The sequence below is a fragment of the Paracidovorax citrulli genome, assembly GCF_900100305.1.
Classification (GTDB): Bacteria; Pseudomonadota; Gammaproteobacteria; order Burkholderiales; family Burkholderiaceae_C; genus Paracidovorax; species Paracidovorax citrulli.
This window is the reverse complement of sequence record NZ_FNEY01000038.1, coordinates 15,375-36,936: the sequence shown is the minus strand read 5'-3', so window position 1 is coordinate 36,936 and position 21,562 is coordinate 15,375. Positions and strand designations below refer to the sequence as shown.

Below are 21,562 nucleotides of genomic sequence, written 5' to 3'. Positions count from 1 at the left end.
GTCTCGCGGCATTGTGCCCAACTGGCCTCAAGGCGCTGGAAATTCAGCATCGGCGCCTGGGGTCATGGGGTTTTCGCGGGCGGCCAGTGCCGCAGCGGTCAACTGGCTGCGCAGTTCAGGCAACCCCTGCCCGGTGCGGGCACTGACGAACAGTTTCGGCAACTGGCGCCCGTCCCATTCGTACGTGTCCTGCATGGCCAGCGGTTGCTGTTCGGCGGGCACGGCATCCAGCTTGTTGAAGATCAGGACCTGGGGAATCTCACCGGCCCCGATTTCGCCAAGCACTTTTTCGACCTCGGCGATCTGCTCGGGGAAGTCGGGATTGGATGCGTCCACGACATGCAGGAGCAGGTCGGCATCGACGGCTTCCTGCAGGGTGGCCTGGAAGGCATCGATGAGGCCGTGGGGCAGGTCGCGGATGAAGCCCACCGTGTCGGACAGGGACACGGTGCCGCCCAGTTCGGCCAGGTACAGCTGGCGGGTGGTCGTGTCCAGCGTGGCGAACAACTGGTCGGCGGCATAGGCCCTCGCCTTCACGAGCGCGTTGAAGAGCGTGGACTTGCCGGCGTTGGTGTAGCCGACCAGGGAGATGTTGAAGGTGTCCCGGCGGGCACGCTGGCGCCGCTGGGTGGCGCGCTGGCGCTTGACCTTCTGCAGGCGCTCGCGGGTGCGCTTGATCGCGTCGTCGATCATGCGGCGGTCGAGCTCGATCTGGGTTTCGCCAGGGCCGCCACGCGCGCCGATGCCGCCGCGCTGGCGCTCCAGGTGGGACCAGCGGCGCACGAGGCGGGTGCTCAGGTATTGCAGACGGGCGAGTTCGACCTGGAGCTTGCCCTCGTGGCTCCGGGCGCGTTGCGCGAAGATCTCGAGGATGAGCAGGGTGCGGTCGGTGACCGGCAGCTCGAGATGCCTCTCGAGGTTGCGCTGCTGGGCCGGGCTGAGGGCCTGGTCGAACAGTACCTCCACCGCGCCGTGCATCTGCGCGAGCATGCGGATTTCGTCGGCCTTGCCGCTGCCGACGAACAGCGCGGCATCGGGCGCCTTGCGCTTGCAGGTCAGCCGGGCCACGGGCGCGAGGCCCGCGGTCTGAGCCAGCAGGCCCAGCTCTTCCAGCTCGGCATCGAAATGGGGAAGGCCGAAATCCACCCCCACCAGGATGACGGGAGTGGATTGCGGTTCAGGGGATGAGGAAGAACTCAAGACAGCAGCCTGGACGGGGCATGCGCCCTGTCCAGGGTGTACCTACACGGGCGCAGGAATGTCAATTGCCGGATTCGGCATCCGCGGGTTCGGCCGTCGAGAAATTGACGGCACGTCCCGGAACGATGGTGGAGATGGCGTGCTTGTAGACCATCTGGGTGACCGTGTTGCGCAGCAGCACGACGTATTGGTCGAAGGATTCGATCTGCCCCTGCAGCTTGATACCGTTGACCAGGTAGATGGAAACAGGCACGTGCTCGCGGCGCAGTGCGTTCAGGAAGGGGTCTTGAAGAAGTTGACCTTTGTTGCTCACGATATTCTCCGTGTTCAGGAATATTGTTGTAAAGCTGCACCTTACCACAGCCTTCCGTCGCCCAGGGCGAAGCGGGACATTGACGGGATGCGGGCCTACGCGTCGGAGTCTTCGGCGAAGGGGTTGCGGGATGTCTTCATTTCGATGCGCAGGGGCGTGCCCACGAGGTCGAATTCCTTGCGGAAGCGGCCTTCCAGGAAGCGCTTGTACGCATCGGTGACGTGCTCCAGCGAATTGCCGTGGATGACGATCACCGGAGGGTTCATGCCGCCCTGGTGTGCATAGCGCATCTTCGGGCGGAACATGCCCGAGCGCTTGGGCGCCTGGAACTGCACGGCCTCCAGCAGGAGGCGGGTGAGCACCGGCGTGGGCATTTTGCAGGTGGCGGCCTTGTGCGCCTGGGCGATCGAGGTCCAGAGAGGCCCGAGCCCCTGGCGCTTTTTGGCGGAAATGAAGTGCAGCGAGGCGAACTTCAGGAACGACAGGCGCGTTTCGATGGAGCGCTCGAGCATCTGCCGGCCGTAATCGTCCACGGCATCCCATTTGTTCACCGCGAGGACCACCGCACGCCCGCTCTCGAGGATGTAGCCTGCGATATGCGCGTCCTGGTCGGTCACCCCCTGGGTGGCGTCCAGCAGCAGCAGCACGACATTGGCGGACTCGATGGCCTGCAGGGTCTTGACCACCGAGAATTTCTCGATGGCCTCGAACACCTTGCCCTTGCGCCGCAAGCCCGCGGTGTCGATGAGCTCGAACTGTTGCCCGTTGCGCTCGAAGGGCACGGAGATGGCGTCTCGCGTGGTGCCGGGCATGTCGAAGGCGACCAGGCGCTCCTCGCCGAGCCAGGTGTTGATCAGGGTGGATTTGCCCACGTTGGGCCGGCCGGCGACGGCCAGGCGGATGGGCTTGTCCTCGCCGTCTTCCGGTTCGTCCTCGGGTTCGGGCAACTGCAGGGTGTCCAGCGCCGACTCCAGCATGCTGCGGACGCCCTGCCCGTGGGCCGCGGAGACCGGCAGGACTTCGCCCAGGCCCAGTTCGTAGAACTCGGCCAGTTGCACACCCTCGCGCATGCCCTCGGCCTTGTTGCCCACGAGCAGGCAGGGTTTGCCGAGGCGCCGCAGGTAGTTGGCGATGTCGTGGTCCTGGGCCGACAGGCCCGCGCGCGCGTCCACGACGAAGATGACGACGTCCGCTTCCGCGACGGCCTGCTGCGTCTGCTTGGCCATCTCGCGATAGATGCCCGACGAGGCATCGGGCTCGAAGCCCCCGGTATCGATGACGATGTATTCGTGCTTGCCCAGCTTGCCGTTGCCGTAGTGCCGATCACGCGTGAGGCCCGCGAAATCGGCGACGATGGCGTCGCGCGATTTCGTGAGCCGGTTGAACAGGGTGGACTTGCCCACGTTGGGGCGGCCCACCAAAGCGATGACTGGCTTCATCCGGACACTTTCCTCATTGGCGTGGGACCGCTCATTCGGGACGGAACCCGTAGATGCCGCCGTTGCGCGTGACCACCACCAGCGTGTCGCCTGCAGCAACGGGCGGAGCGGCCACGCCCGAGCCATCGGTCGTGAGGCGGTTCAGGAAGGAGCCGTCCTCGCGGGACAGCAGATGCACGAGGCCCGAATCGTCGCCCACCACCACCGAGCGCCCCAGCAGCAGGGGCGCGCTCAGCTTGCGGTAGCGCAGCTTGTCGAGCGACCAGGCCTGGGCGCCGTCGGCGCGCTTCCAGGCCACCACGGTGCCATTGCTCTCGGTGCCGAACAGCATGGTCGCGTCGCCATGGATGCCTTCGGAGCCGCTGGCGGGATGGGTCCAGGCCACCGTGCCGCGGGAAGTGTCCACGCAGCCCACCGTGGCCTGGTAGGCGCGGGCGCAGACGCTGTCGCCTTCGCGGCTCACGCGGCCGAGCAGTTCCACCAGGCGCTCGACGTCGTTGGTGCCGCGCGGGCTGGCCAGCGGGGCTTCCCAGCGCACGGTACCGTTGTCGGGGTTGAACCCCACCATCCGGCCCGACAGCCCGGCGACCAGGGTGTCGCCGACGGCGGTGATCAGGCCATCCTGGCGCAGCACCAGGGGTTCCCCGGGACGCTGCTGGTTCCAGAGCCTGGCGCCGCCCGCCGCATCGTAGGCGGACAGCGACCGGTCCGCCGCCAGGACGAAAACGCGGTTGCCGGCCACCAGCGGCGCCGTGTAGACCTGCGCCGCGAGCGGCTTGCGCCACAGTTCGCGGCCGGCGGACAGGACGACCAGATGGTTGGAGCTGGTGACGACCGCGGTCCACTTGCCGTCGCTGCCCACGCCCGCGGACAGCGGCTCGCCGACCGTGGCGCGCCAGATGTCCCCACCGGTGCGGGCATCGATGGCGGCCACGGTACCTTCAGCGGATGCGACGGTGACCTGGGTCCCGTTGACGTGGACGGACAGGGGCAGGCGGCCGATCTCTCCGATCTTGGATGTCCAGGCCTGCCGCACGCCGATCACGGGAACCACGGGCCCCAGTTCGGCGGGCTTGGGCTTGGAAGATCCACCCCACAGGGAGCACCCGGAAGCCAGTGTGGCGGCCGCCACGATGAGGGCCAGGCCCGCGCGGCGGGCGCCGCGCTCGAAGTTGTGCTGCTGTGTCACTTTGCGGCCTCTCCGTCTGCACGCGCCTGGACGCCCAGGCTGCCCAGCTTCACCTCGACGACGCGGCGGTATTCGGTTCCGTCCTCGAGGCCCTTGTATGCTTTCTGGTATTCGGCGATCGCCTCGGCCTTCTTGCCCTGCAGTGCCAGCACATCGCCCTTGCGGTCCGCGATCATGGGATCGAATTGGGGCGGGAACTTGCCGGAAAGGCGCGACAGGGCCTCGTCATAGGCCTTCTGGTCGATGAGCAGACTCGACAACCGCAGCGAGGCGATGGCCTTGTAGCCGTCATCGGACGCGTTGTCGGCCAGCCACTGCAGGATGGGCTTGGCCCCGTCGGGGTTGCCGCTGTCCACCATGGCCTTCGCGGCCAGCAGGCCCGCCTGGGCGGCCTGCACGGTGCCGCCGTAGCGGGACTTGAGGTCGTCGAAGGCCTGCGTGGCGCGGGCCGCGTCGCCGCCCTGCACCGCGACCTGCACGGCATCGGACAGCGCGGCGGCCTGCCCTGCCTGCTGGTTCTGCCAATAGTGGTAGCCGTTCCAGGCGGCCACACCGCCAAAGATCACGACCAGCACCCCGCTGATGAGGGTGCCCCAGGCATTCCAGAAATGCTTGAGCTGGTCGAGCTGTTCTTGTTCTTCGAGGTCGAGGTGTTTTGCCATGAATAAGGGTTCGCGACAGGATTAGCGGGAGGATTGTAGGGTGGCGGCCCAGGCGGGGATTTCGTCGAGGCGCCGCTCGACCTGCTCTGCGCCCTGCTCCCGCAGCGGCTTGACGGTGACCGCGCCCCGGGCCAGTTCGTCCGCGCCGAACACCAGGGCGAATGCCGCACCGCTCGCGTCAGCGCGCTTGAACTGGGATTTGAAGCTGCCCTGCCCTTCGGCGCTGGCGGCGTGCATCTGCACGCTGAGCCCCGCCTCGCGCAATTGACGCAGGGTGCGCAGCACGACCGGGGCGGCGGACGCGTCGGGCACGACGGCATAGACGTCGGGCCGGGGCTCGGGAATGGCGGCGCCCTGCTCCCGGAGCAGTTCCAGCACGCGCTCGACGCCGATCGCCCAGCCGACGGCCGGGGCCGGCTTGCCGCCCACCTGGACGATGAGATCGTCGTAGCGCCCCCCGGCACAGACCGTACCCTGGGAGCCGAGGCGGTCGGTGATGAACTCGAACACCGTGAGGTTGTAGTAGTCCAGGCCGCGCACCAGGCGCGGGTTGATGGTGTAGGCGATGCCGTTGGCGTCCAGGATGGCGCGCAGGCCATCGAAGTGGGCGAGCGACTCCTCGCCGAGGAAATCCATGAGCCGGGGCGCCGAATCCACCACGGGCTTCATCGCGGGGTTCTTGGTGTCCAGGATGCGCAGCGGGTTGGTATGCAGGCGGCGCTTGCCGTCCTCGTCGAGCAGGTCCGCGTGCCGCTCGAAGTGGGCGATGAGCTGCTCGCGGTGGCGCGCGCGCTCCGCGGGCTGGCCGAGGCTGTTGAGTTCGAGCCGCACATCGGTGAGCCCGATGGACTTCCAGAGCGCATCCGCCAGCAGGATCAGTTCCGCATCGACGTCCGGCCCTGCGAAGCCCAGTGCCTCGGCGCCGATCTGGTGGAACTGCCGGAAACGTCCGCGCTGCGGCTTCTCGCGGCGGAACATGGGGCCGGTGTACCAGAGGCGCTTGGGACCGTCGTAGAGCATGTTGTGCTCGATGGCCGCGCGCACCACGCCGGCGGTGTTCTCGGGCCGCAGGCTGAGGTGGTCGTTGTCGCCGTATTTGTCGGAACGGTCGTGGAAGGAGTACATCTCCTTCTCGACGATGTCGGTGACTTCGCCGATGCCGCGGACGAACAGCGCGGTGTGCTCCAGGATGGGCGTGCGGACGTTGCGGTAGGCGAACTGTCCCATGAGGCCGCGCACCTTGCCCTCCAGCCATTCCCAGCGGGACGACTCGGGCGGCAGGATGTCGTTCATGCCTTTGACGGCGGCGAGTTTGGCGGGCCTGGAGGCAGGTGCCGGGGACGGGCTGGGGGGATTGCTTGCGGACATACGTCGGAAGGTGGGGGCATGGGCCCCGGGTGCGGGCATGGCCGGCATCACGAAGGGATGCGGCGCTCCTGCCCGGAGCGGATCAGAGAACCTCGGCGGTGCTGCCGAAGCGGCGGGAAATATAGTCCTCGACCACCTGCTGGAAGTCGCGGGCGATGTGCTCTCCCCGCAGGGTCATCGCCTTCTCTCCATCGATGAATACCGGCGCGGCCGGGGCCTCGCCCGTTCCGGGCAGGCTGATGCCGATGTCGGCGTGCTTGCTTTCGCCGGGACCGTTCACGATGCAGCCCATCACGGCCACCTTCATTTTCTCGACGCCAGGATAGCGGGTGCGCCAGACGGGCATCTGCGAGCGCAGGAAGTCGTCGATCTGCTTGGCCAGTTCCTGGAAGGTGGTGCTGGTGGTGCGCCCGCAGCCCGGGCAGGCGGTGACGCTGGGCACGAAGACGCGCAGGCCCAGGGCCTGCAGGATCTCGGAAGCCACGATGACTTCCTGGGTACGGGCCTCGCCGGGCTGGGGCGTGAGCGACACCCGGATGGTGTCCCCGATGCCCTCCTGCAGCAGCACCGACAGCGCAGCCGCGGAGGCGACCGTTCCCTTGGTGCCCATGCCCGCCTCGGTCAGGCCCAGGTGCAGGGCGTAGTCGCAGCGGCGGGCGAGTTCGCGGTACACGGCGATGAGATCCTGCACGCCGCTGACCTTGCAGGACAGGATGATCTGGTTGCCATCGAGCCCCATGGCCTCGGCCCGCTGCGCCGATTCGATGGCGGAGGTGATCAGGGCCTCGTACATGACCTGCCGGGCATCCCAGGGCACGGCACGCCGGCTGTTAGCGTCCATCAGGCCGGCGAGCAGTTCCTGGTCGAGGCTGCCCCAGTTCACGCCGATGCGCACGGCCTTGTTCCACCGCATGGCCGCCTCGATCATCTGGCCGAACTGCCGGTCGCGTTTGTCGCCCTTGCCGACATTGCCGGGGTTGATGCGGTACTTGGAAAGCGCCTGGGCGCAATCCGGGTATTCGGTGAGCAGGCGGTGTCCGTTGTAGTGGAAATCGCCCACCAGCGGCACGGTCTCGCCCATGCGGTCGAGCTGCTCGCGGATGTACGGAACGGCGGCTGCCGCCTCGGGCGTGTTGACGGTGATGCGCACGAACTCGGAACCTGCCTGCGCCAGTTCCTTGACCTGGATGGCCGTGGCGATTGCATCCACGGTGTCGGTGTTGGTCATGGACTGCACGCGCACGGGCGCGTCGCCGCCGACCGTCACCACCCGGTCGCCCCAGGCGATGCGTGCCTGGCGCGACCGCCGCGGCAGCGGCGATGCCATGGCGATGGGGGATTCGGCATTGGGAGTGTGGATCACTTATTTCACCTCGAACCGGGCAACGTTCTCGCGCGCGACGGGCGCCAGATCCATGGGCTGGCCACGCACCAGGACCTCGGTGGCGTCGGCCTTGCCGACCACGACCGACCATGGGGGAGAGCCGGGCACCGCCACCGTTTCCCCGGCGCGCACCAGCTTCTGCAGGACGGTGGCGCCCGTCGCCGCGCGCACCTGGACCCAGGAATCCCCGCGGGCACGGATGACGAGGGCACTCTGCGCGGCCTCGGCACTGGCGGGCGCCGACGCGGCGGCAGCGACGACCGGCGCCGCGGCGGGTGCGCTGGACGCAGCCACGGCCGACGAGGCCACGGGAGCAGGCGGCAGCGGCGCGCCGCCCACCAGGGTTTCCTGGCGCAGCAGCACCGGCTCGGACACCGTCCCGGCCACCGGGGCCGGGGGCGCGCCGCCGGCCCGGGCGGCCTCCTGGACACCCGACGGCTCGTCGGTCACGGCCGACGGGGCGCCCTGCAGGCGGTCGAACCATTCCCTGGGAACGAAGACCAGGGCCACGGCGGCCACCAGCAGGAAGGCGACGGCGAACGCGACCTTGCGCGAACCGGGCGCGGCGGACGAGGATGCGAGCTTGGCGGACCCCGGCTTGAACGATGCGTTGATGCCCTCGTGGGAGGAAAGCCGGGGGGCCTGGTTCTGCGGCAGCAGCGCCAGCACGGGCGCCGCATCGATCTTGAGGGTGCGGCAGATGCTGGACACCAGCGCGCGGACGAAAACGGCATCCGGGAACACGCCGAGGTCGCCCACCTCCAGGGCTTCGAGCTTGTGCACCGGCACCTTGAGCGACACGGCCAACGCGGCGACGTGCATGCCCGCCTGCTCGCGCGCCTGCCTCAGCATCGCGCCCGCGGCGGCGGCGTCCGCCAATGCCCGTTCCACTTCCGCGCTGGAAATCTGTGCGTCCTGCGCCACCGGCTCACTCATTGAATGCTCCCCGATCGAATGCCAACACTTCCTTGGAGTCAGGGAAACGCTTGTGCAATTGTTCACCCAGCTGGCGCATCTCCAGGGCATTGCCCAGGGCGCGCTCGATCTTGATACCCAGCCAGAGCGATTCCGCGTTGGCCAGTTCGCTGTTGTTCAGGCGCCGGCTGTAGAACTGCGCCCGTTTCGCGTCGCCGCGGCGGAACGCCAGCGACGCCAGGTTGTAACCCACCACCGGATTGCCGGCGTCGAGTTCGTAGGCCTTGGCCAGCGTCTTCTCGGCCTCGGCCACCTGTCCCGCGCGCTCCTGGCAGAGCCCCTGCGTCATGAGCGTCTTCGCGCGGGCGGTGTAGGAAGGCACGGCCAGCGCGCGGTCGAAGAAGCGGCCGGCTTCCGCGTAGTTCTTCTGCTGGCAGCGCAGCCAGCCGTAGTTGTGGAGCAGGTAGGGCTCCTGCGGATTGATGTCGAGCGCGCGGCGGAAGCTGTCGTCGGCCGATGGCCAGTCGCCCAGGCGCATGAACACCAGGCCACGGAGGTTGTAGCCGTCCCCGAACGAGGGATCGGTGGAGATGGCCTGCTGGACTTCTTCCAGCGCGACCTGGGTCTGGCCCATTTCCAGGTAATTGGCGGCGAGTTCCAGCCGGATGCGCGCGCGGCGGCGCAGTTCCGCCGCCTCGGACGACGGGTTGGACTCGGGCGCCAGGGCGGCCGCCGTGCTGGCGCCGGTATCGTGCCGGGCAGCGCATCCGCCCAGGACCAGCGCCAGGCACACGACTGCGCCGGCCGCGAGGACGTGGCGGGACGCATGCCGCAGGAACGATCGGGGTTCCACCATCTCAAGCCTCCAGAACGGGGCGGCCTTCAGGCCACCGGTTTGAGAACGATCGTGCGCTGCCTGGCCATGCGTTCGGCCGCCCGGGTGCGGTCCTTCACATCGCCCGCGAGCTGCCCGCAGGCCGCGTCGATGTCATCGCCGCGTGTCTTGCGCACGGTCGTAACGATACCCGCATCGCTGAGCATCTTCGCGAAAGCCGCCACCTGTTGAGGGTTGGAACGGTGCAGTCCGGAAGCGGGAAACGGGTTGAAGGGAATCAGGTTGAACTTGCAGCGCACGCCCTCCCCGCCGCGCGGGCGCACGAGGTCGATGAGCTGGCGCGCATGCTCGGGCTGGTCGTTGACGCCATCGAGCATGCAGTATTCGAAGGTGATGAAATCCCGCGGCGCATGCTCCAGGTAACGCGTGCAGGCGTCGAGCAGTTCGCGCAGGGGGTATTTGCGGTTCAGGGGAACCAGCTGGTCCCGCAGGGCGTCGTTCGGCGCATGCAGCGACACGGCCATCGCCACGGCGCAGTCCTGTGACAGGCGGTCCATCATGGGCACGACACCGGAGGTGGATACCGTGAGGCGCCGCCGCGACAGGCCATAGCCATGGTCGTCGAGCATGGTGCGCAGCGCCGGCACCAGTGCGGTGTAGTTCTGCAAGGGTTCGCCCATGCCCATCATGACCACGTTGGAGATGACACGCTCCTGGGTTCCCAGGCGTGCGCGCAGGGCGTGCTCGGCGAACCACAGCTGGGCGACGATCTCGCCGCTGGTGAGGTTGCGGCTGAAACCCTGGTGCCCCGTGGAGCAGAAGCGGCAGCCCACCGCGCAGCCGGCCTGCGAGGAAATGCACAGCGTGCCGCGGTCATCCTCGGGGATGAACACGGACTCGACCGCATTGCCGTCGCCGACGTCGAAGAGCCACTTGACGGTGCCATCGGCGGACACGTGCTCGCTGATGACCGGCAGGGCCGCGACATGGGCGCAGCCCGAGAGCTTCTCGCGCAGCGACTTCGCCAGGTCGCTCATCCGGGCGAAATCGCTGGCGCCGCGCTGGTGGATCCAGCGGAAAAGCTGGACCGCGCGGAAACGCTTCTCCCCGAGCTGCTCGCAGAAGGCGGCGAGCCCGTCCAGGTCGAAGTCGAGAAGGTTCTTGGTCATCGTCGGGGAGCCGTTCCGGCTGGCAGGGCCCGGGGCATGGCGCAGGCGCCGCGCCGGGCCGCCAGCGGGATCAGCGTGCGTAGATGTTCAGGCCGGGGAAGAAGAAGGAGACTTCCACCTGGGCCGTTTCGGCAGCGTCCGAACCGTGCACGGCGTTGGCGTCGATGCTGTCGGCGAAGTCGGCGCGGATGGTGCCGGGAGCGGCCTTCTTCGGGTCCGTGGCGCCCATCAGTTCACGGTTCTTCAGGATGGCGTTCTCGCCTTCGAGCACCTGGATCATCACGGGGCCGGAGATCATGAAATCCACGAGGTCCTTGAAGAAGGGACGCTCCTTGTGGACGGCGTAGAACTGCTCGGCTTCCTGGCGCGACAGGTGGGCCATGCGTGCGGCGGCGATCTTCAGGCCGGCGGCTTCGAAGCGGGCGTAGATCTGGCCGATCACGTTCTTGGCGACTGCGTCGGGCTTGATGATGGAGAGGGTGCGTTCGATAGCCATGGTTTTTCCTTGGATGGTGAGAAAGACTTTTGCCCTGCGGACAAAGCCCTCGATTCTAATCGGCAGGACTTGTCCACAATGTGGCAGGGCACTCAGCGACCGCCGCGCTTCTGGAAGGCCTTGCGCTTTTGCTTCTGGTCCTGGCGGTGGCGCGCGAGGCTGTCGCTGCCGATGTAGCCCACGGAGGTCTTCATCGGATCGGGCTGGCTGGAGGACGGCGCGGCACGCTTGCCCCGGCCGCCAGCGGGCGGATTGAAATAGTCACCCCGAGGCGCCGGGCCACCGGGGCCACCCTGGCCGCGCCCGCCGCCCTTGCGCGGGCCGCCTCCCTTGCGGTCGCCCGCGGCGGCACCTGGCCCGGCGGGGCGCGGCATGTCGGCGCCGGCGGCCTGCATCAGTGCGCGGATGTCGCGCTCGTCCAGTTCCAGCCACGCGCCGCGCTTGAGGCCGCGCGGCAGCATCATGGAGCCGTAGCGGATGCGGATCAGGCGGCTGACGGCATGCCCCACCGACTCGAGCATGCGCCGCACCTCGCGGTTGCGGCCTTCGGAGATGGTGACGCGGTACCAGCAATTCGAGCCCTCGCCCCCGCCGTCCTCGATGGAGCCGAAGGCAGCCATGCCGTCCTCGAGCTGGACGCCGTCGAGCAGGCGCTGCTTTTCCTCGTTGCTCAGGGCGCCCAGCACCCGCACCGCGTATTCCCGCTCCAGGCCGAAACGGGGGTGCATGAGCTTGTTGGCCAGCTCGCCCGCGCTGGTGAAGAGCAGCAGGCCTTCGGTGTTCAGGTCCAGGCGCCCCACGGACTGCCATTTGCCATGGGCCAGGCGCGGGAGCTTGCGGAACACGGTGGGCCGGTTCTGGGGGTCGTCGTGGGTGACGACTTCGCCGACGGGCTTGTGGTAGGCGATCACCCGGGGCGCGGGCGGATCGATGCGGTAGCGGATGGGCCGGCCATTGACCTTGACCTGGTCCCCGTACTGGACGCGCTGCCCGATGTGGGCCGGCTCGTTGTTGACGGAGATGCGGCCTTCGAGGATGAGCTGCTCCATCTCCAGCCGGGAGCCCAGTCCGGCCTGGGCCAGGACCTTGTGCAGCTTGGGCATTTCCACCTGCGGCGGCAGCACGCGCTTGGCGGGCGCCACGTCGGCGCGGTCTTCATCGGCATCGAGCTGGCCAGAGACCACGTCGTCGAACCGGTAGCCCTCCGGAGCGGCCGGGTTCGGCCGGCCCCGCGGTCCACGCGGCGCCGGCTCCCTGCGCTCCCGCTGTGGCCGCGAGGCAGGCGCGGCCGGGCGCGCTCCGGGTGCGCCGTCGTCCGGGGTGGCTTCCGGTGGAGCGGGTTCGGACACGGCCTGGGCGCTGGCGGCGCCATCGGCAGGCACGCCAGGCGCAGGATCGGACGCCGTGGCGGATTCGGACCCGGCAGCGGCCGCGGCCCGCTTGCGCGGCGCGCGGCGGGCGGGCTTCTGGGCCGCGGAGGCGTCGTCGGCTGCGGACTGCGGGGCAGCGGCGGTTCCGTCGTGATCGGGCTCGGATGGATTCATGGCGTGCTTTCGGGAGGAACCGGAGGTTCGGGGCGCCGGGGCTCCGAATCGTCATCGGTGGTCGTCGGTGATTCTGTGGGTGCGGCGTCTTCCGGGACGGTAGAGGCGGCATCGGTGGCGTCGGCATCGCTGCCGGCGGGCTCCGGGGGACCCGGATGGGGACCGGGATCGAGGTCGGGGTCGCCCGGTGCGTCGGCGGAGTCAGGCTCCGCGGGCGAGGCGGGAGGTGCCTCGGCGGCATCCCCCGGTCCGTCGTCTCCTGGCTCTGCCGCCCCGCGCTCCAGGGCCTCCAGGACGCTGGACTGGACAGCGGGATTTTCCAGCATGGGCAGCTCGTCCAGGGACTTCAGCCCCAGGTCGTCGAGAAACTGGCGGGTGGTCGCGAACAGGGCGGGACGGCCGACGGTCTCGCGGTGCCCGATCACTTCCACCCAGCCCCGGTCCTCGAGTTGCTTGAGGATCAGGCTGTTGACGGTCACGCCGCGGATCTCTTCGATATCGCCACGGGTGACGGGCTGCCGGTAGGCGATGATGGCCAGCGTCTCGAGGGCGGCGCGGGTATAGCGCGGGGGCTTCTCGGGATGGAGCCGGTCCAGGTATTCGCGCATCTCGGGCCGGCTCTGGAACCGCCAGCCCGAGGCCACCTGCACGAGCTCGACGCCGCGCTGGGACCACTCCTGCTGCAGCTCCACCAGCAACCGCTTGATGGTGTCGGCGCCCAGCGCATCTTGAAAGAGCGTGCGCAGCTCCCGCAGCATCGCGGGCTGCGGCGCACAGATCAGCGCGGTTTCGAGGACCCGTTTGGCATCCACCGTATTCATGGTTCAGCGATGGCGGTTGGCGGTGCCGCTGGCCGCGGGGCACCGCACGAGGTTGGGAGGCTCCAGCGGCTGGCAGAACTCTGCTGGCCCGCCATGCAGGCCATGCCGGACTGGGACACGGCCCGCGAGGGGTGCGGACGGGAAGGCAGCGATACAGTTTTGTCAGCCGCTCTGGTGGCAGGCGTGGGCCGCGGGAGCGGCGGGCATTCGATCGGGACGGCACGGCGCGCGGCGGGGCCCGATGAGGCCGGGCGGCCGGAAGGCCGCGTTCAGGCCGGATTGTAGCGTAGGCCCCAGGCCTGGAGCGCGCCGGCCATGTCGCCGGGCAGCGGCGCATGGAAAAGCAGGGGCTGTCCGGTGACGGGGTGGGCGAACGCCAGGCGGTAGGCGTGCAGCGCCTGCCGGGACAGGCCCGCCGCCGGCTCGCCGCCATAGAGCGCATCGGCCACGAGCGGATGCCGCAGCCACGCCATGTGAACGCGGATCTGGTGGGTGCGCCCGGTGTGGAGCGTGCAGTGCACCAGGCAGCCGTTTTCGCACGTGTCGAGCACGGCGATGTCGGTGCGGGCCGGCTTGCCGGCATGCACGGCCAGGTCCACCGCCGCCATGCGCAGGCGGTTGCGCGGATCGCGCCCGATGGCCTCTTCCACCACGCGGGTCTGCGCCCCCTGCCAGGCACGGTGCCCCAGGGCCAGGTACTGGCGGCTGACCTCGCGCGCGGCGATCATCCGTACGAGCGCGTCCATCACGGAGCGCTCGCGCGCGACGACCATGAGGCCGCTGGTGTCCTTGTCGAGCCGGTGGACGATGCCCGCGCGCGGCACGTTGCCGGCCCGCGGATCCAGCGCGAGCAGGCCGTTGAGCAGCGTGCCGCTCCAGTTGCCGGGGGCGGGATGGACGACCAGTCCGGCCGGCTTGTTGACGATGCGCAGGTGCTCGTCTTCATACACGGTGTCCAGCGCCATGGCTTCCGGGCGGAATGCCTGGCTCTGGGGCGTGGGCCGCAGCTCGACCGAGAGCACGTCGCCGGCCTGCACGCGGGCCGACGGCTTGGCCGCCGCGCGGCCGTTGACCAGCACCCCGCCCTCGCCCAGCAATTGCTGGAGGTAGCTGCGGGAGAACTCGGGCACGAGTTCGGCCAGCGCCTTGTCGAGCCGGGCCCCGTGCTGCGCGGGCGATGCCTGCACGACCCGGGTTTCCGCGCCGTCGGAGCCGTCTTCCGCTTCGGCCGTATCGTCCGCCAGGCCCTCGGGGAGGCCGCTGGCGGATGGGCGCGAGGCGGAACTCAACGCGCGGGCAGGTAGCGCGCCGGGTCCACGGGCTTGCCCTGGCGGCGGATCTCGAAGTGCAGCTTCACGCGGTCGGTGTCGGAGCTGCCCATTTCGGCAATCTTCTGGCCGCGCCGCACCGACTGGTCTTCCTTGACCAGCAGCGTCTGGTTGTGGGCGTACGCCGTCAGGTAGGTGTTGTTGTGCTTGAGGATCACCAGGTTGCCGTAGCCGCGCAGGCCCGCGCCGGCATACACCACGCGGCCGTCGGCGGCGGCCAGCACCGGGTCGCCCGCCTTGCCGGCGATGTCGTAGCCCTTGTTGCGGGCCTCGTCGAAGCCGGCCACCAGCGAGCCGGATGCCGGCCAGATGAAGGCCATGTCGTCATCGCCGCCACCGGCAGCCGGAGCTGGGGCAGGTGCCGGAGCGGGCGCTGCCGCCACGGCGGACGCACCGCTGCGCGGCGCGCTCGCCCCGGATGCCGCCGGGGCGGGCACGATGGCCGTGGAGATCACGGGACGCGTGACCACGCCGGTGTCGGATGCCACCTGCGCGGGCGGCGTGGTGCCGGGCGGCACGACGCGCAGCACCTGGCCGACCTCGATGAGGTTGGGGTTGTCCAGGTTGTTCCAGCGGGCGATGTCCTTCCAGCTCTGGCCGGATTCGAGCCCGATGCGGATGAGGGTGTCGCCGGGCTTCACGCTGTAGTAGCCGGGCTTGCCGGCGTTCTCAGCCCCCGGGAGGGGCTTCGGCGGCGTGCCGACGACGACGCCGGACTGCGGCGATGTGGACGAGGAGGATACGGCGGTGCCGCGGTCTTCCACCGGAGCCCTGTTGACGCGGGTCCCGCAGCCGGCCAGCACCATGACCGCCAACGCCACCGAACTCCAAGTCACAAGACCACGCGATACCAGCATAAGCAATTCCTTCAGGCAATCCCCGATTTTAGGGGGACAAAATGTACGGCCTCCAACGTGCTCTGCTGAAGCCCGTGGGGAGTCCTGTCGATCACGACGAGGACCTGCCGCCCGCCCGCCGCGGCCATGGGGGCGACGAGGCGCCCTCCCACGGCGAGCTGTTGGACCCAGGCGTCGGGAATGGTTTCACCGCCCGCGGCGGCGATGATGGCGGCATAGGGCGCGCCCTTCGCGTAGCCGACCATGCCGTCGCCCAGTATCAGGTGCACGGTGGCCAGCCGCCAGGGACGCAGATTGTCGCGGGCCTTCTCATGCAACGCGCGCAGCCGCTCGATGGTGTACACCTCCCGCGCCAGCCGGGCGAGCACCGCGGCCTGGTAGCCGCATCCGGTGCCGATTTCCAGCACGCGCCCCAGGCCGCCCGCACGGGCGCCCTCGGCCCCCAGCAGCAGCTCGGTCATGCGGGCCACGATGCTGGGCTTGGAGATCGTCTGCCCGAGCCCGATGGGCAGGCTGGTGTCCTCGTAGGCCTGGTTGACGAGCGCGGTGTCCACGAAACGGTGCCGCTCCACCGAGCCCATGGCCTGGAGCACGGCGGGTGACGTGATCCCGCCGGCGGCGAGGCGCTGCACCATGCGCGCGCGCACGGCGGCCGAATCCAGGCCCAGGCCGTGCGGCACGGGCCCGGCCGCCGGAGCGCCGCCGGGCAGCGGGGGGCGCGAGGGCGCCGGAGCGCGTGGCGCACCGGGCGCGGGCGGCATGTCGAGACGGGCGGGAAAACCGGGCCGCCGCTGCATCACACCGCCCCGGCGGCCTCGGCCGATGGCTGGGCAAGACGTCCCGCCGTGTCGGACCAGTACGCCAGGCCCTCGTGGTCGGTCAGGTCCACTTTCAGGGGGGTGAGCGCCACGTGGCCAAGGGCGGTGGCGTGGAAATCCGTGCCCTCGGAGTCGTCCTTGGCCGGGCCGGCGCCGCCGATCCAGTACATGCGCTCGCCGCGCGGGCTCTCCTGTTCGATCACCCGCTCGGCCGCGTGGCGCCGGCCCAGGCGGCAGACCTGGACCGGGCGCAGCTGATCGAACGGCAGGTTGGGAATGTTGACGTTCAGCAGCCAGGGCACTTCCCCGACCAGGTGCTGCGCATGCATCTGCTCGACCATCTCGCGGGCCTTGCGCGCGGCCGCCTCGATTTCGCCCCATCCCTTGTCCACCTGGGAAAAGGCGATGGCCGGCACGCCGAACAGGTAGCCTTCCATGGCCGCGCCCACGGTGCCGGAATAGATGGTGTCGTCGCCCATGTTGGCGCCGTTGTTGATTCCGGAGACGACCAGGTCGGGCCGGTAGCCCAGCAGCCCGGTGAGCGCGATGTGCACGCAGTCGGCCGGGGTGCCGTTCACGTAGCGGAAGCCGTTGGCCGCCTGGTGGACGTACAGGGGCGAATGCAGCGTGAGCGCGTTGGACTTGGCGCTGTTGTTGTGCTCGGGAGCCACCACGTCGACATCGACGCCGGGGATCTCGCGCAGTGCGGCATGGAGCGCCACGATGCCCGGCGCCTGGTAGCCGTCATCGTTGGAAAGAAGGATCTTCATGGGGTCGCTGAGGGCGGAGTGCGCGAAGATTGTAGGCCCCGTCCCACGGGCGGCCGCCGGTGGGGGGCCGTCGCTCCAGGGACATCGGCCCCGCGCGCAGGGCGCCTATGATGCCCGCGCAACCACAGAAGGAGACCCCGCATGCATGCATGGCTTTGCACCCAGCCCACGGGCGTGGACAACCTCGCCTGGACCGAGTTGCCGACGCCGGTCCCCAAGCGCGGCGAGGTGCTGATCGAGATCCGCGCCGCGAGCCTGAACTTTCCCGATCTGCTGATCGTGCAGAACAAGTACCAGATGAAGCCCGATCCGCCGTTCGTGCCGGGCTCGGAGTACGCCGGGGTGGTCCAGGCCGTGGGCGAAGGCGTGGAGCACCTGCGCGTGGGCCAGAACGTGGCCTGCCTGACGGGAACCGGCGGCTTCGCGACCCATGCCATCGCGCCCGCGGCGCTGTGCATGCCGCTGCCGGACGGTTTCCCGCACGTGGACGCCGCGGCCTTCATCATGATCTACGCCACGTCGCACCATGCGCTGGTGGACCGGGCGCAGCTGCGGGCCGGCGAGACGGTGCTGGTGCTGGGCGCGGCCGGCGGCGTGGGCACCGCGGCGATCCAGATCGCCAAGAAGATGGGCGCGCGCGTGATCGCGGCGGCCTCTTCGGACGAGAAATGCGCGCTGTGCCTTTCCACCGGCGCCGACGCGGTGATCAACTACAGCGCCGAAAACCTGCGCGAGGCGATCAAGGGCCTCACGGACGGCAAGGGCCCGGACGTGATCTACGACCCCGTGGGCGGCGACTTCACCGAGCCGGCCTTCCGCTCCATCGCCTGGCGCGGCCGCTACCTCGTGGTGGGCTTCGCGGCCGGCCCGATCCCCTCGCTGCCCCTGAACCTGGCGCTGCTCAAGGGCGCATCGATCGTGGGCGTGTTCTGGGGCGAGTTCTCCCGGCGCGAGCCCAAGGCGAATGCGGCCATGATGGCGGAGCTGGCCCGCTGGTACGGCGAAGGCTCGGTCAAGCCGGTGATCGACCGCACCATGCCCATGGCCCAGCTGCATGCGGCCTACGAACGGATGGCGTCGCGGGCCGTGCAGGGCAAGCTGGTGCTGGTGAACTGACCTCCCGGCGGCGGGCCCGGCCACGGACGCCGCGTGCCGCCCTGCGGAACTGCCGCGCCGGCCCCGCGGGGCCGCTCCGGCCGCGCTGTTCAAGGTGTCCGCCGTCTGTCACACTCGAGATCCCATCCTCTGCCGTGCATGCCCGATGGCCGACCGCCCCCCTTCAGAGATCGCGCGAGAAACCCTCAAACAGCTGGCGGCCCGCCGCCTCGTGCCCACGCCGGACAACTACCAGGCGCTGTACGAGGAGATCGCCGGCACGCGCACGGCCCCGACCTTCCCCGATGCGCAACTGCGCCACATCCTGCGGGTGCTCCCCGGCCAGACGCCCGCCCAGAAGCGGCTGCTCGGCCAGTTCGAGACGGCCATCGAACAGGCGGACTGGTCGATGCTGCAGGGCGTGCTGGTGGGTTATGCGAACCTCGGTCTGCATGCCGGTGGCGCCACCCCCGTGGAGACGGCCCCGGCACCGCTGACGGGCGGACCGACGGGCACCGCCACGGTGCTGCCCGAAGACATGGCGGAGCAACTGGCCCGTCTGGTCGACAACACGCTGCCGGCGCTGGGCGAGGACGACGCGCGCGTCCATGAACTGGCGGCGCAGCTCACGCATTTCCTGCGCCAGCCCGGACCGCCGGTTTCCACGCTGGTGCTGATGCTCAACAACTTCAGCTACCGCCTCTCCTTCGCGACAGAGGACCAGGCGGCGATCCGCGCCGGCCTGCTGACCCTGCTGCACATGGTGTTCGAGAACATCTCTGTACTGAGCAAGGACGACCACTGGCTGCAGGGGCAGGCCGAGGCCCTCAAGGCGGCCTCCACGCCGCCGCTCACGCTGCGGCGGCTGGACGACGTGCAGCGCCGGCTCAAGGACGTGATCTTCAAGCAGAACGAGGCACGCGAGCGCTCCGTGCAGGCGCAGCAGCAGATGAAGGAACTGCTGGCCACGTTCATCGAGCGGCTCGCGCAGATCACCGCGTCCAGCAGCACGTACCACGAGAAGATGGAGCGCTGCGCCGAGCAGATCGGGCAGGCCACGAGCCTGGACCAGATCACGCCGCTGCTCGAGGAAGTGATGGGAGCGACCCGTGCCATGGCGCTCGACACGCGCCTGACGCGCGACGAGCTGCAGGAGCTGCGCGAGCGCTCCGAGGCCCGGCACGCGGAGATCGCCAAGCTGCAGGAGGAGCTGGACCGGGCCAGCGCCCAGGCGCGGCACGATCCGCTGACCGGCTCGCTGAACCGCAAGGGCCTGGACGAGGCGCTGGAGCGCGAAGTGGCCCGTGCGCTGCGCAACGACGCGCCGCTGTGCGTCGCGCTGCTGGACCTGGACAATTTCAAGGCCATCAACGACCGGCTGGGGCATACGGGCGGGGACGAGGCGCTCAAGCACCTGGCAGGCGTGACGCGCGAGGTGATGCGTCCGCAGGACCAGCTCGCCCGCTACGGGGGCGAGGAGTTCGTGATCATCCTGCCGGACACCGCGCTGGCCCAGGGCGTGGAGGCCATGGCCCGCCTGCAGCGCGAGCTGACCACGCGCTACTTCCTCAAGGACCAGGAAAAGGTGCTCATCACCTTCAGCGCCGGCGTGGCGCAGGTCGCGCCGCAGGAGACGACGGTGGAAGCGATCCGGCGGGCGGACCAGGGGATGTACCTCGCCAAGCGCTCGGGCAAGAACCGTGTCATGGCGGCCTGACCCGGCCCGGCACGCCCCGGACCGCCGCACGCTGCTGCGGCTCGCCGCCGCGCTGGCGGTGCCCGGCGCCCTGCCCCGCTGGGCATGGTCCTCACCCGGCTGGGGCAACGACCCGTTCGCGCTCGGCGTGGCGAGCGGAGACCCGGCACCCGACGGCTTCGTGCTCTGGACCCGGCTGATGCCGCCGGAGCCCGGCGGCGCGGCCGGCCCGGCGACGGTGCGCTGGGAGCTGGCGCACGACGACCGGTTCGGCCGCATCGTGCGCCGGGGCACGGCCACGGCCCTGCCGGAGCTGGCGCACAGCGTGCACGTGGAACTGCGCGGGCTGGAGCCGGGGCGCTGGTATTTCTACCGTTTCCTGCATGGCGACGCCGCGAGCCCCACGGGCCGCACGCGCACCGCGCCATCCCTCGCGGACCCGAGGCCGCATCTGCGCCTGGGGTTCGCCTCGTGCCAGCGCTGGGAGCACGGGCATTACGCCGCATGGAACGACGTCTGCCGCCATGCGCCCGACCTCGTGCTGTTCCTGGGCGACTACATCTACGAATACGCGAGCCCCGCCGATCCGGCGGGCCTGGCGCGCGTGCATGCGCTGCGCCACGCGCGGACGCTGGCCGACTTCCGCGACCGCTATGCGCTGCACCGCAGCGACGCGGCCCTGCAGGCGGCCCATGCCGCAGCCCCCTGGGCCGTGACCTGGGACGACCATGAGGTGGAGAACGACTACGCCGGGCTGTCGGGGCGGGAGCCGGAGGCCGCCTTCGCCGACCTGCGGGCCGCGGCCTACCAGGCGTTCTACGAGCACATGCCGCTGCGCGCGGCGACGCTGCAGGCCGGCGGCGGCTTCGGCGGCCTGCAGCTGTGCCGGCGCCTCGCCTGGGGACGGCTGGCACGCCTGCACCTGCTCGACGCGCGCCAGTTCCGCAGCCGCCAGGCCTGCCGCCCGCAGGGCTCAGGCGGTGCGGGTTCGGTGCTGCCCGCCACATGCGCAGAGCTGGCGGATCCGGCGCGCAGCTTTCTCGGCATGGACCAGGAGCGCTGGCTGGATGCCGGGCTGGCGGAAGATGCCGCGCCAGCCGGCGACGGAAGCACCCCACGCTGGAGCGTGATCGCGCAGCAGACGCTGTTCTCGCCGCGCCGCGCGCCCTCCGGACGGCAGGGCACCGACAGTTGGGACGGCTATCCCGCGGCGCGCGAACGGTTGCTCGCCTCCCTCGCGGGCAGGGCGCCGCGCAATACCGTGTTCCTCGGCGGGGACATCCACCAGAACTACGTCTGCGAGGTACGGGGCCCCGCGCCGGACGGCCCCGTGCTGGCCAGCGAGTTCTGCGGCACCTCCATCAGCTCGCGGGCGGGCACCACGCAGGACCGGGTGGACGCCGTCGCGCGGCTCAACCCCCACGTGCTGCTGGCGCGCGGCGACCTGCGCGGCTGGGGCCTGGCCGACGTCACGCCGCAGCGCTGGACCACGGTGCTGCGGACGGTGGACGACCCGCTGCGGCCCGACAGCGCCTGCTCCACCCTGGCACGCTTCGTGGTGGAAGACCGCCGTCCGGGCCCGGTACGGGACTGACGTACCCGCTTGTAACAAAGCCGCCACGGGCCGGGGCGGGCCGATAGGATGCGCGGCGTTACCCCGAGA

General features: G+C 69.9%; 20 protein-coding genes. 3 read left to right on the top strand and 17 right to left on the bottom strand.

What is annotated here, in order from left to right:
- Positions 1-27: 27 nt before the first annotated feature.
- The 17 genes from hflX to surE all read right to left on the bottom strand — a co-directional run bounded on the left by hflX (position 28) and on the right by surE (position 17,108).
- Entirely contained in the window at positions 28-1,200 is a 1,173-nt protein-coding gene (hflX, locus tag BLR99_RS19730) for a GTPase HflX (RefSeq protein ID WP_011794571.1), read from the bottom strand.
- A 61-nt stretch (positions 1,201-1,261) separates the two neighbouring features.
- Positions 1,262-1,513 carry an RNA chaperone Hfq gene (gene hfq / locus BLR99_RS19725; RefSeq protein WP_011794570.1) on the bottom strand — a complete coding sequence of 84 codons (252 nt, stop codon included), beginning with the start codon at positions 1,511-1,513 and terminating at the stop codon, positions 1,262-1,264.
- A gap of 95 nt (positions 1,514-1,608) precedes the next feature.
- Positions 1,609-2,952, bottom strand: a complete 1,344-nt coding sequence (der, locus tag BLR99_RS19720) for a ribosome biogenesis GTPase Der (protein WP_011794569.1) — start codon at positions 2,950-2,952, stop codon at positions 1,609-1,611.
- A gap of 31 nt (positions 2,953-2,983) precedes the next feature.
- Positions 2,984-4,141, bottom strand: a complete 1,158-nt coding sequence (gene bamB / locus BLR99_RS19715; protein ID WP_011794568.1) for an outer membrane protein assembly factor BamB — start codon at positions 4,139-4,141, stop codon at positions 2,984-2,986.
- A complete protein-coding gene (locus BLR99_RS19710; protein ID WP_011794567.1) occupies positions 4,138-4,803 on the bottom strand; it encodes a YfgM family protein in 666 nt (221 codons plus the stop codon). Before BLR99_RS19710 ends, bamB begins: the two co-directional genes overlap by 4 nt.
- Before the next feature lie 21 nt (positions 4,804-4,824).
- Entirely contained in the window at positions 4,825-6,171 is a 1,347-nt protein-coding gene (gene hisS / locus BLR99_RS19705) for a histidine--tRNA ligase (protein ID WP_046060880.1), read from the bottom strand.
- A gap of 82 nt (positions 6,172-6,253) precedes the next feature.
- Entirely contained in the window at positions 6,254-7,498 is a 1,245-nt protein-coding gene (gene ispG / locus BLR99_RS19700; RefSeq protein WP_158533900.1) for a flavodoxin-dependent (E)-4-hydroxy-3-methylbut-2-enyl-diphosphate synthase, read from the bottom strand.
- A gap of 36 nt (positions 7,499-7,534) precedes the next feature.
- Positions 7,535-8,491, bottom strand: a complete 957-nt coding sequence (locus BLR99_RS19695; protein ID WP_011794564.1) for a helix-turn-helix domain-containing protein — start codon at positions 8,489-8,491, stop codon at positions 7,535-7,537.
- Positions 8,484-9,326, bottom strand: coding sequence for a type IV pilus biogenesis/stability protein PilW (gene pilW, locus BLR99_RS19690; protein WP_011794563.1), 843 nt, complete (start codon positions 9,324-9,326; stop codon positions 8,484-8,486). The genes BLR99_RS19695 and pilW overlap by 8 nt, the downstream gene beginning before the upstream one ends.
- Before the next feature lie 26 nt (positions 9,327-9,352).
- A complete protein-coding gene (gene rlmN, locus BLR99_RS19685) occupies positions 9,353-10,474 on the bottom strand; it encodes a dual-specificity RNA methyltransferase RlmN (RefSeq protein ID WP_011794562.1) in 1,122 nt (373 codons plus the stop codon).
- A gap of 70 nt (positions 10,475-10,544) precedes the next feature.
- A complete protein-coding gene (ndk, locus tag BLR99_RS19680; RefSeq protein WP_011794561.1) occupies positions 10,545-10,970 on the bottom strand; it encodes a nucleoside-diphosphate kinase in 426 nt (141 codons plus the stop codon).
- A gap of 92 nt (positions 10,971-11,062) precedes the next feature.
- Positions 11,063-12,514, bottom strand: coding sequence for a pseudouridine synthase (locus BLR99_RS19675; RefSeq protein ID WP_011794560.1), 1,452 nt, complete (start codon positions 12,512-12,514; stop codon positions 11,063-11,065).
- Positions 12,511-13,335 carry an SMC-Scp complex subunit ScpB gene (gene scpB, locus BLR99_RS19670; protein ID WP_011794559.1) on the bottom strand — a complete coding sequence of 275 codons (825 nt, stop codon included), beginning with the start codon at positions 13,333-13,335 and terminating at the stop codon, positions 12,511-12,513. Before scpB ends, BLR99_RS19675 begins: the two co-directional genes overlap by 4 nt.
- 269 nt (positions 13,336-13,604) lie before the next feature.
- Positions 13,605-14,624 carry an RluA family pseudouridine synthase gene (locus BLR99_RS19665; RefSeq protein ID WP_011794558.1) on the bottom strand — a complete coding sequence of 340 codons (1,020 nt, stop codon included), beginning with the start codon at positions 14,622-14,624 and terminating at the stop codon, positions 13,605-13,607.
- Positions 14,621-15,520 carry a peptidoglycan DD-metalloendopeptidase family protein gene (locus BLR99_RS19660; protein ID WP_011794557.1) on the bottom strand — a complete coding sequence of 300 codons (900 nt, stop codon included), beginning with the start codon at positions 15,518-15,520 and terminating at the stop codon, positions 14,621-14,623. The genes BLR99_RS19665 and BLR99_RS19660 overlap by 4 nt, the downstream gene beginning before the upstream one ends.
- An 11-nt stretch (positions 15,521-15,531) precedes the next feature.
- Positions 15,532-16,317 (bottom strand): protein-L-isoaspartate(D-aspartate) O-methyltransferase, encoded by a 786-nt coding sequence (locus BLR99_RS19655; protein WP_011794556.1) that lies wholly within the window; start codon positions 16,315-16,317, stop codon positions 15,532-15,534.
- Positions 16,317-17,108: a 5'/3'-nucleotidase SurE gene (gene surE / locus BLR99_RS19650; RefSeq protein WP_011794555.1), complete on the bottom strand. Its 792-nt coding sequence runs from the start codon at positions 17,106-17,108 to the stop codon at positions 16,317-16,319. The genes BLR99_RS19655 and surE overlap by 1 nt, the downstream gene beginning before the upstream one ends.
- Before the next feature lie 141 nt (positions 17,109-17,249).
- Between surE and BLR99_RS19645 the strand changes: the two genes are divergently transcribed.
- The 3 genes from BLR99_RS19645 to BLR99_RS19635 all read left to right on the top strand — a co-directional run bounded on the left by BLR99_RS19645 (position 17,250) and on the right by BLR99_RS19635 (position 21,493).
- Complete coding sequence (locus BLR99_RS19645) at positions 17,250-18,224, top strand: NADPH:quinone oxidoreductase family protein (protein WP_011794554.1); 975 nt, start codon at positions 17,250-17,252, stop codon at positions 18,222-18,224.
- A 145-nt stretch (positions 18,225-18,369) separates the two neighbouring features.
- Positions 18,370-19,920, top strand: a complete 1,551-nt coding sequence (locus BLR99_RS19640) for a GGDEF domain-containing protein (RefSeq protein WP_011794553.1) — start codon at positions 18,370-18,372, stop codon at positions 19,918-19,920.
- The gene (locus tag BLR99_RS19635) at positions 19,904-21,493 is read left to right on the top strand and encodes an alkaline phosphatase D family protein (protein WP_011794552.1); all 1,590 of its coding nucleotides are present in this window, start codon (positions 19,904-19,906) and stop codon (positions 21,491-21,493) included. Before BLR99_RS19640 ends, BLR99_RS19635 begins: the two co-directional genes overlap by 17 nt.
- The last annotated feature ends 69 nt before the right edge of the window (positions 21,494-21,562 follow it).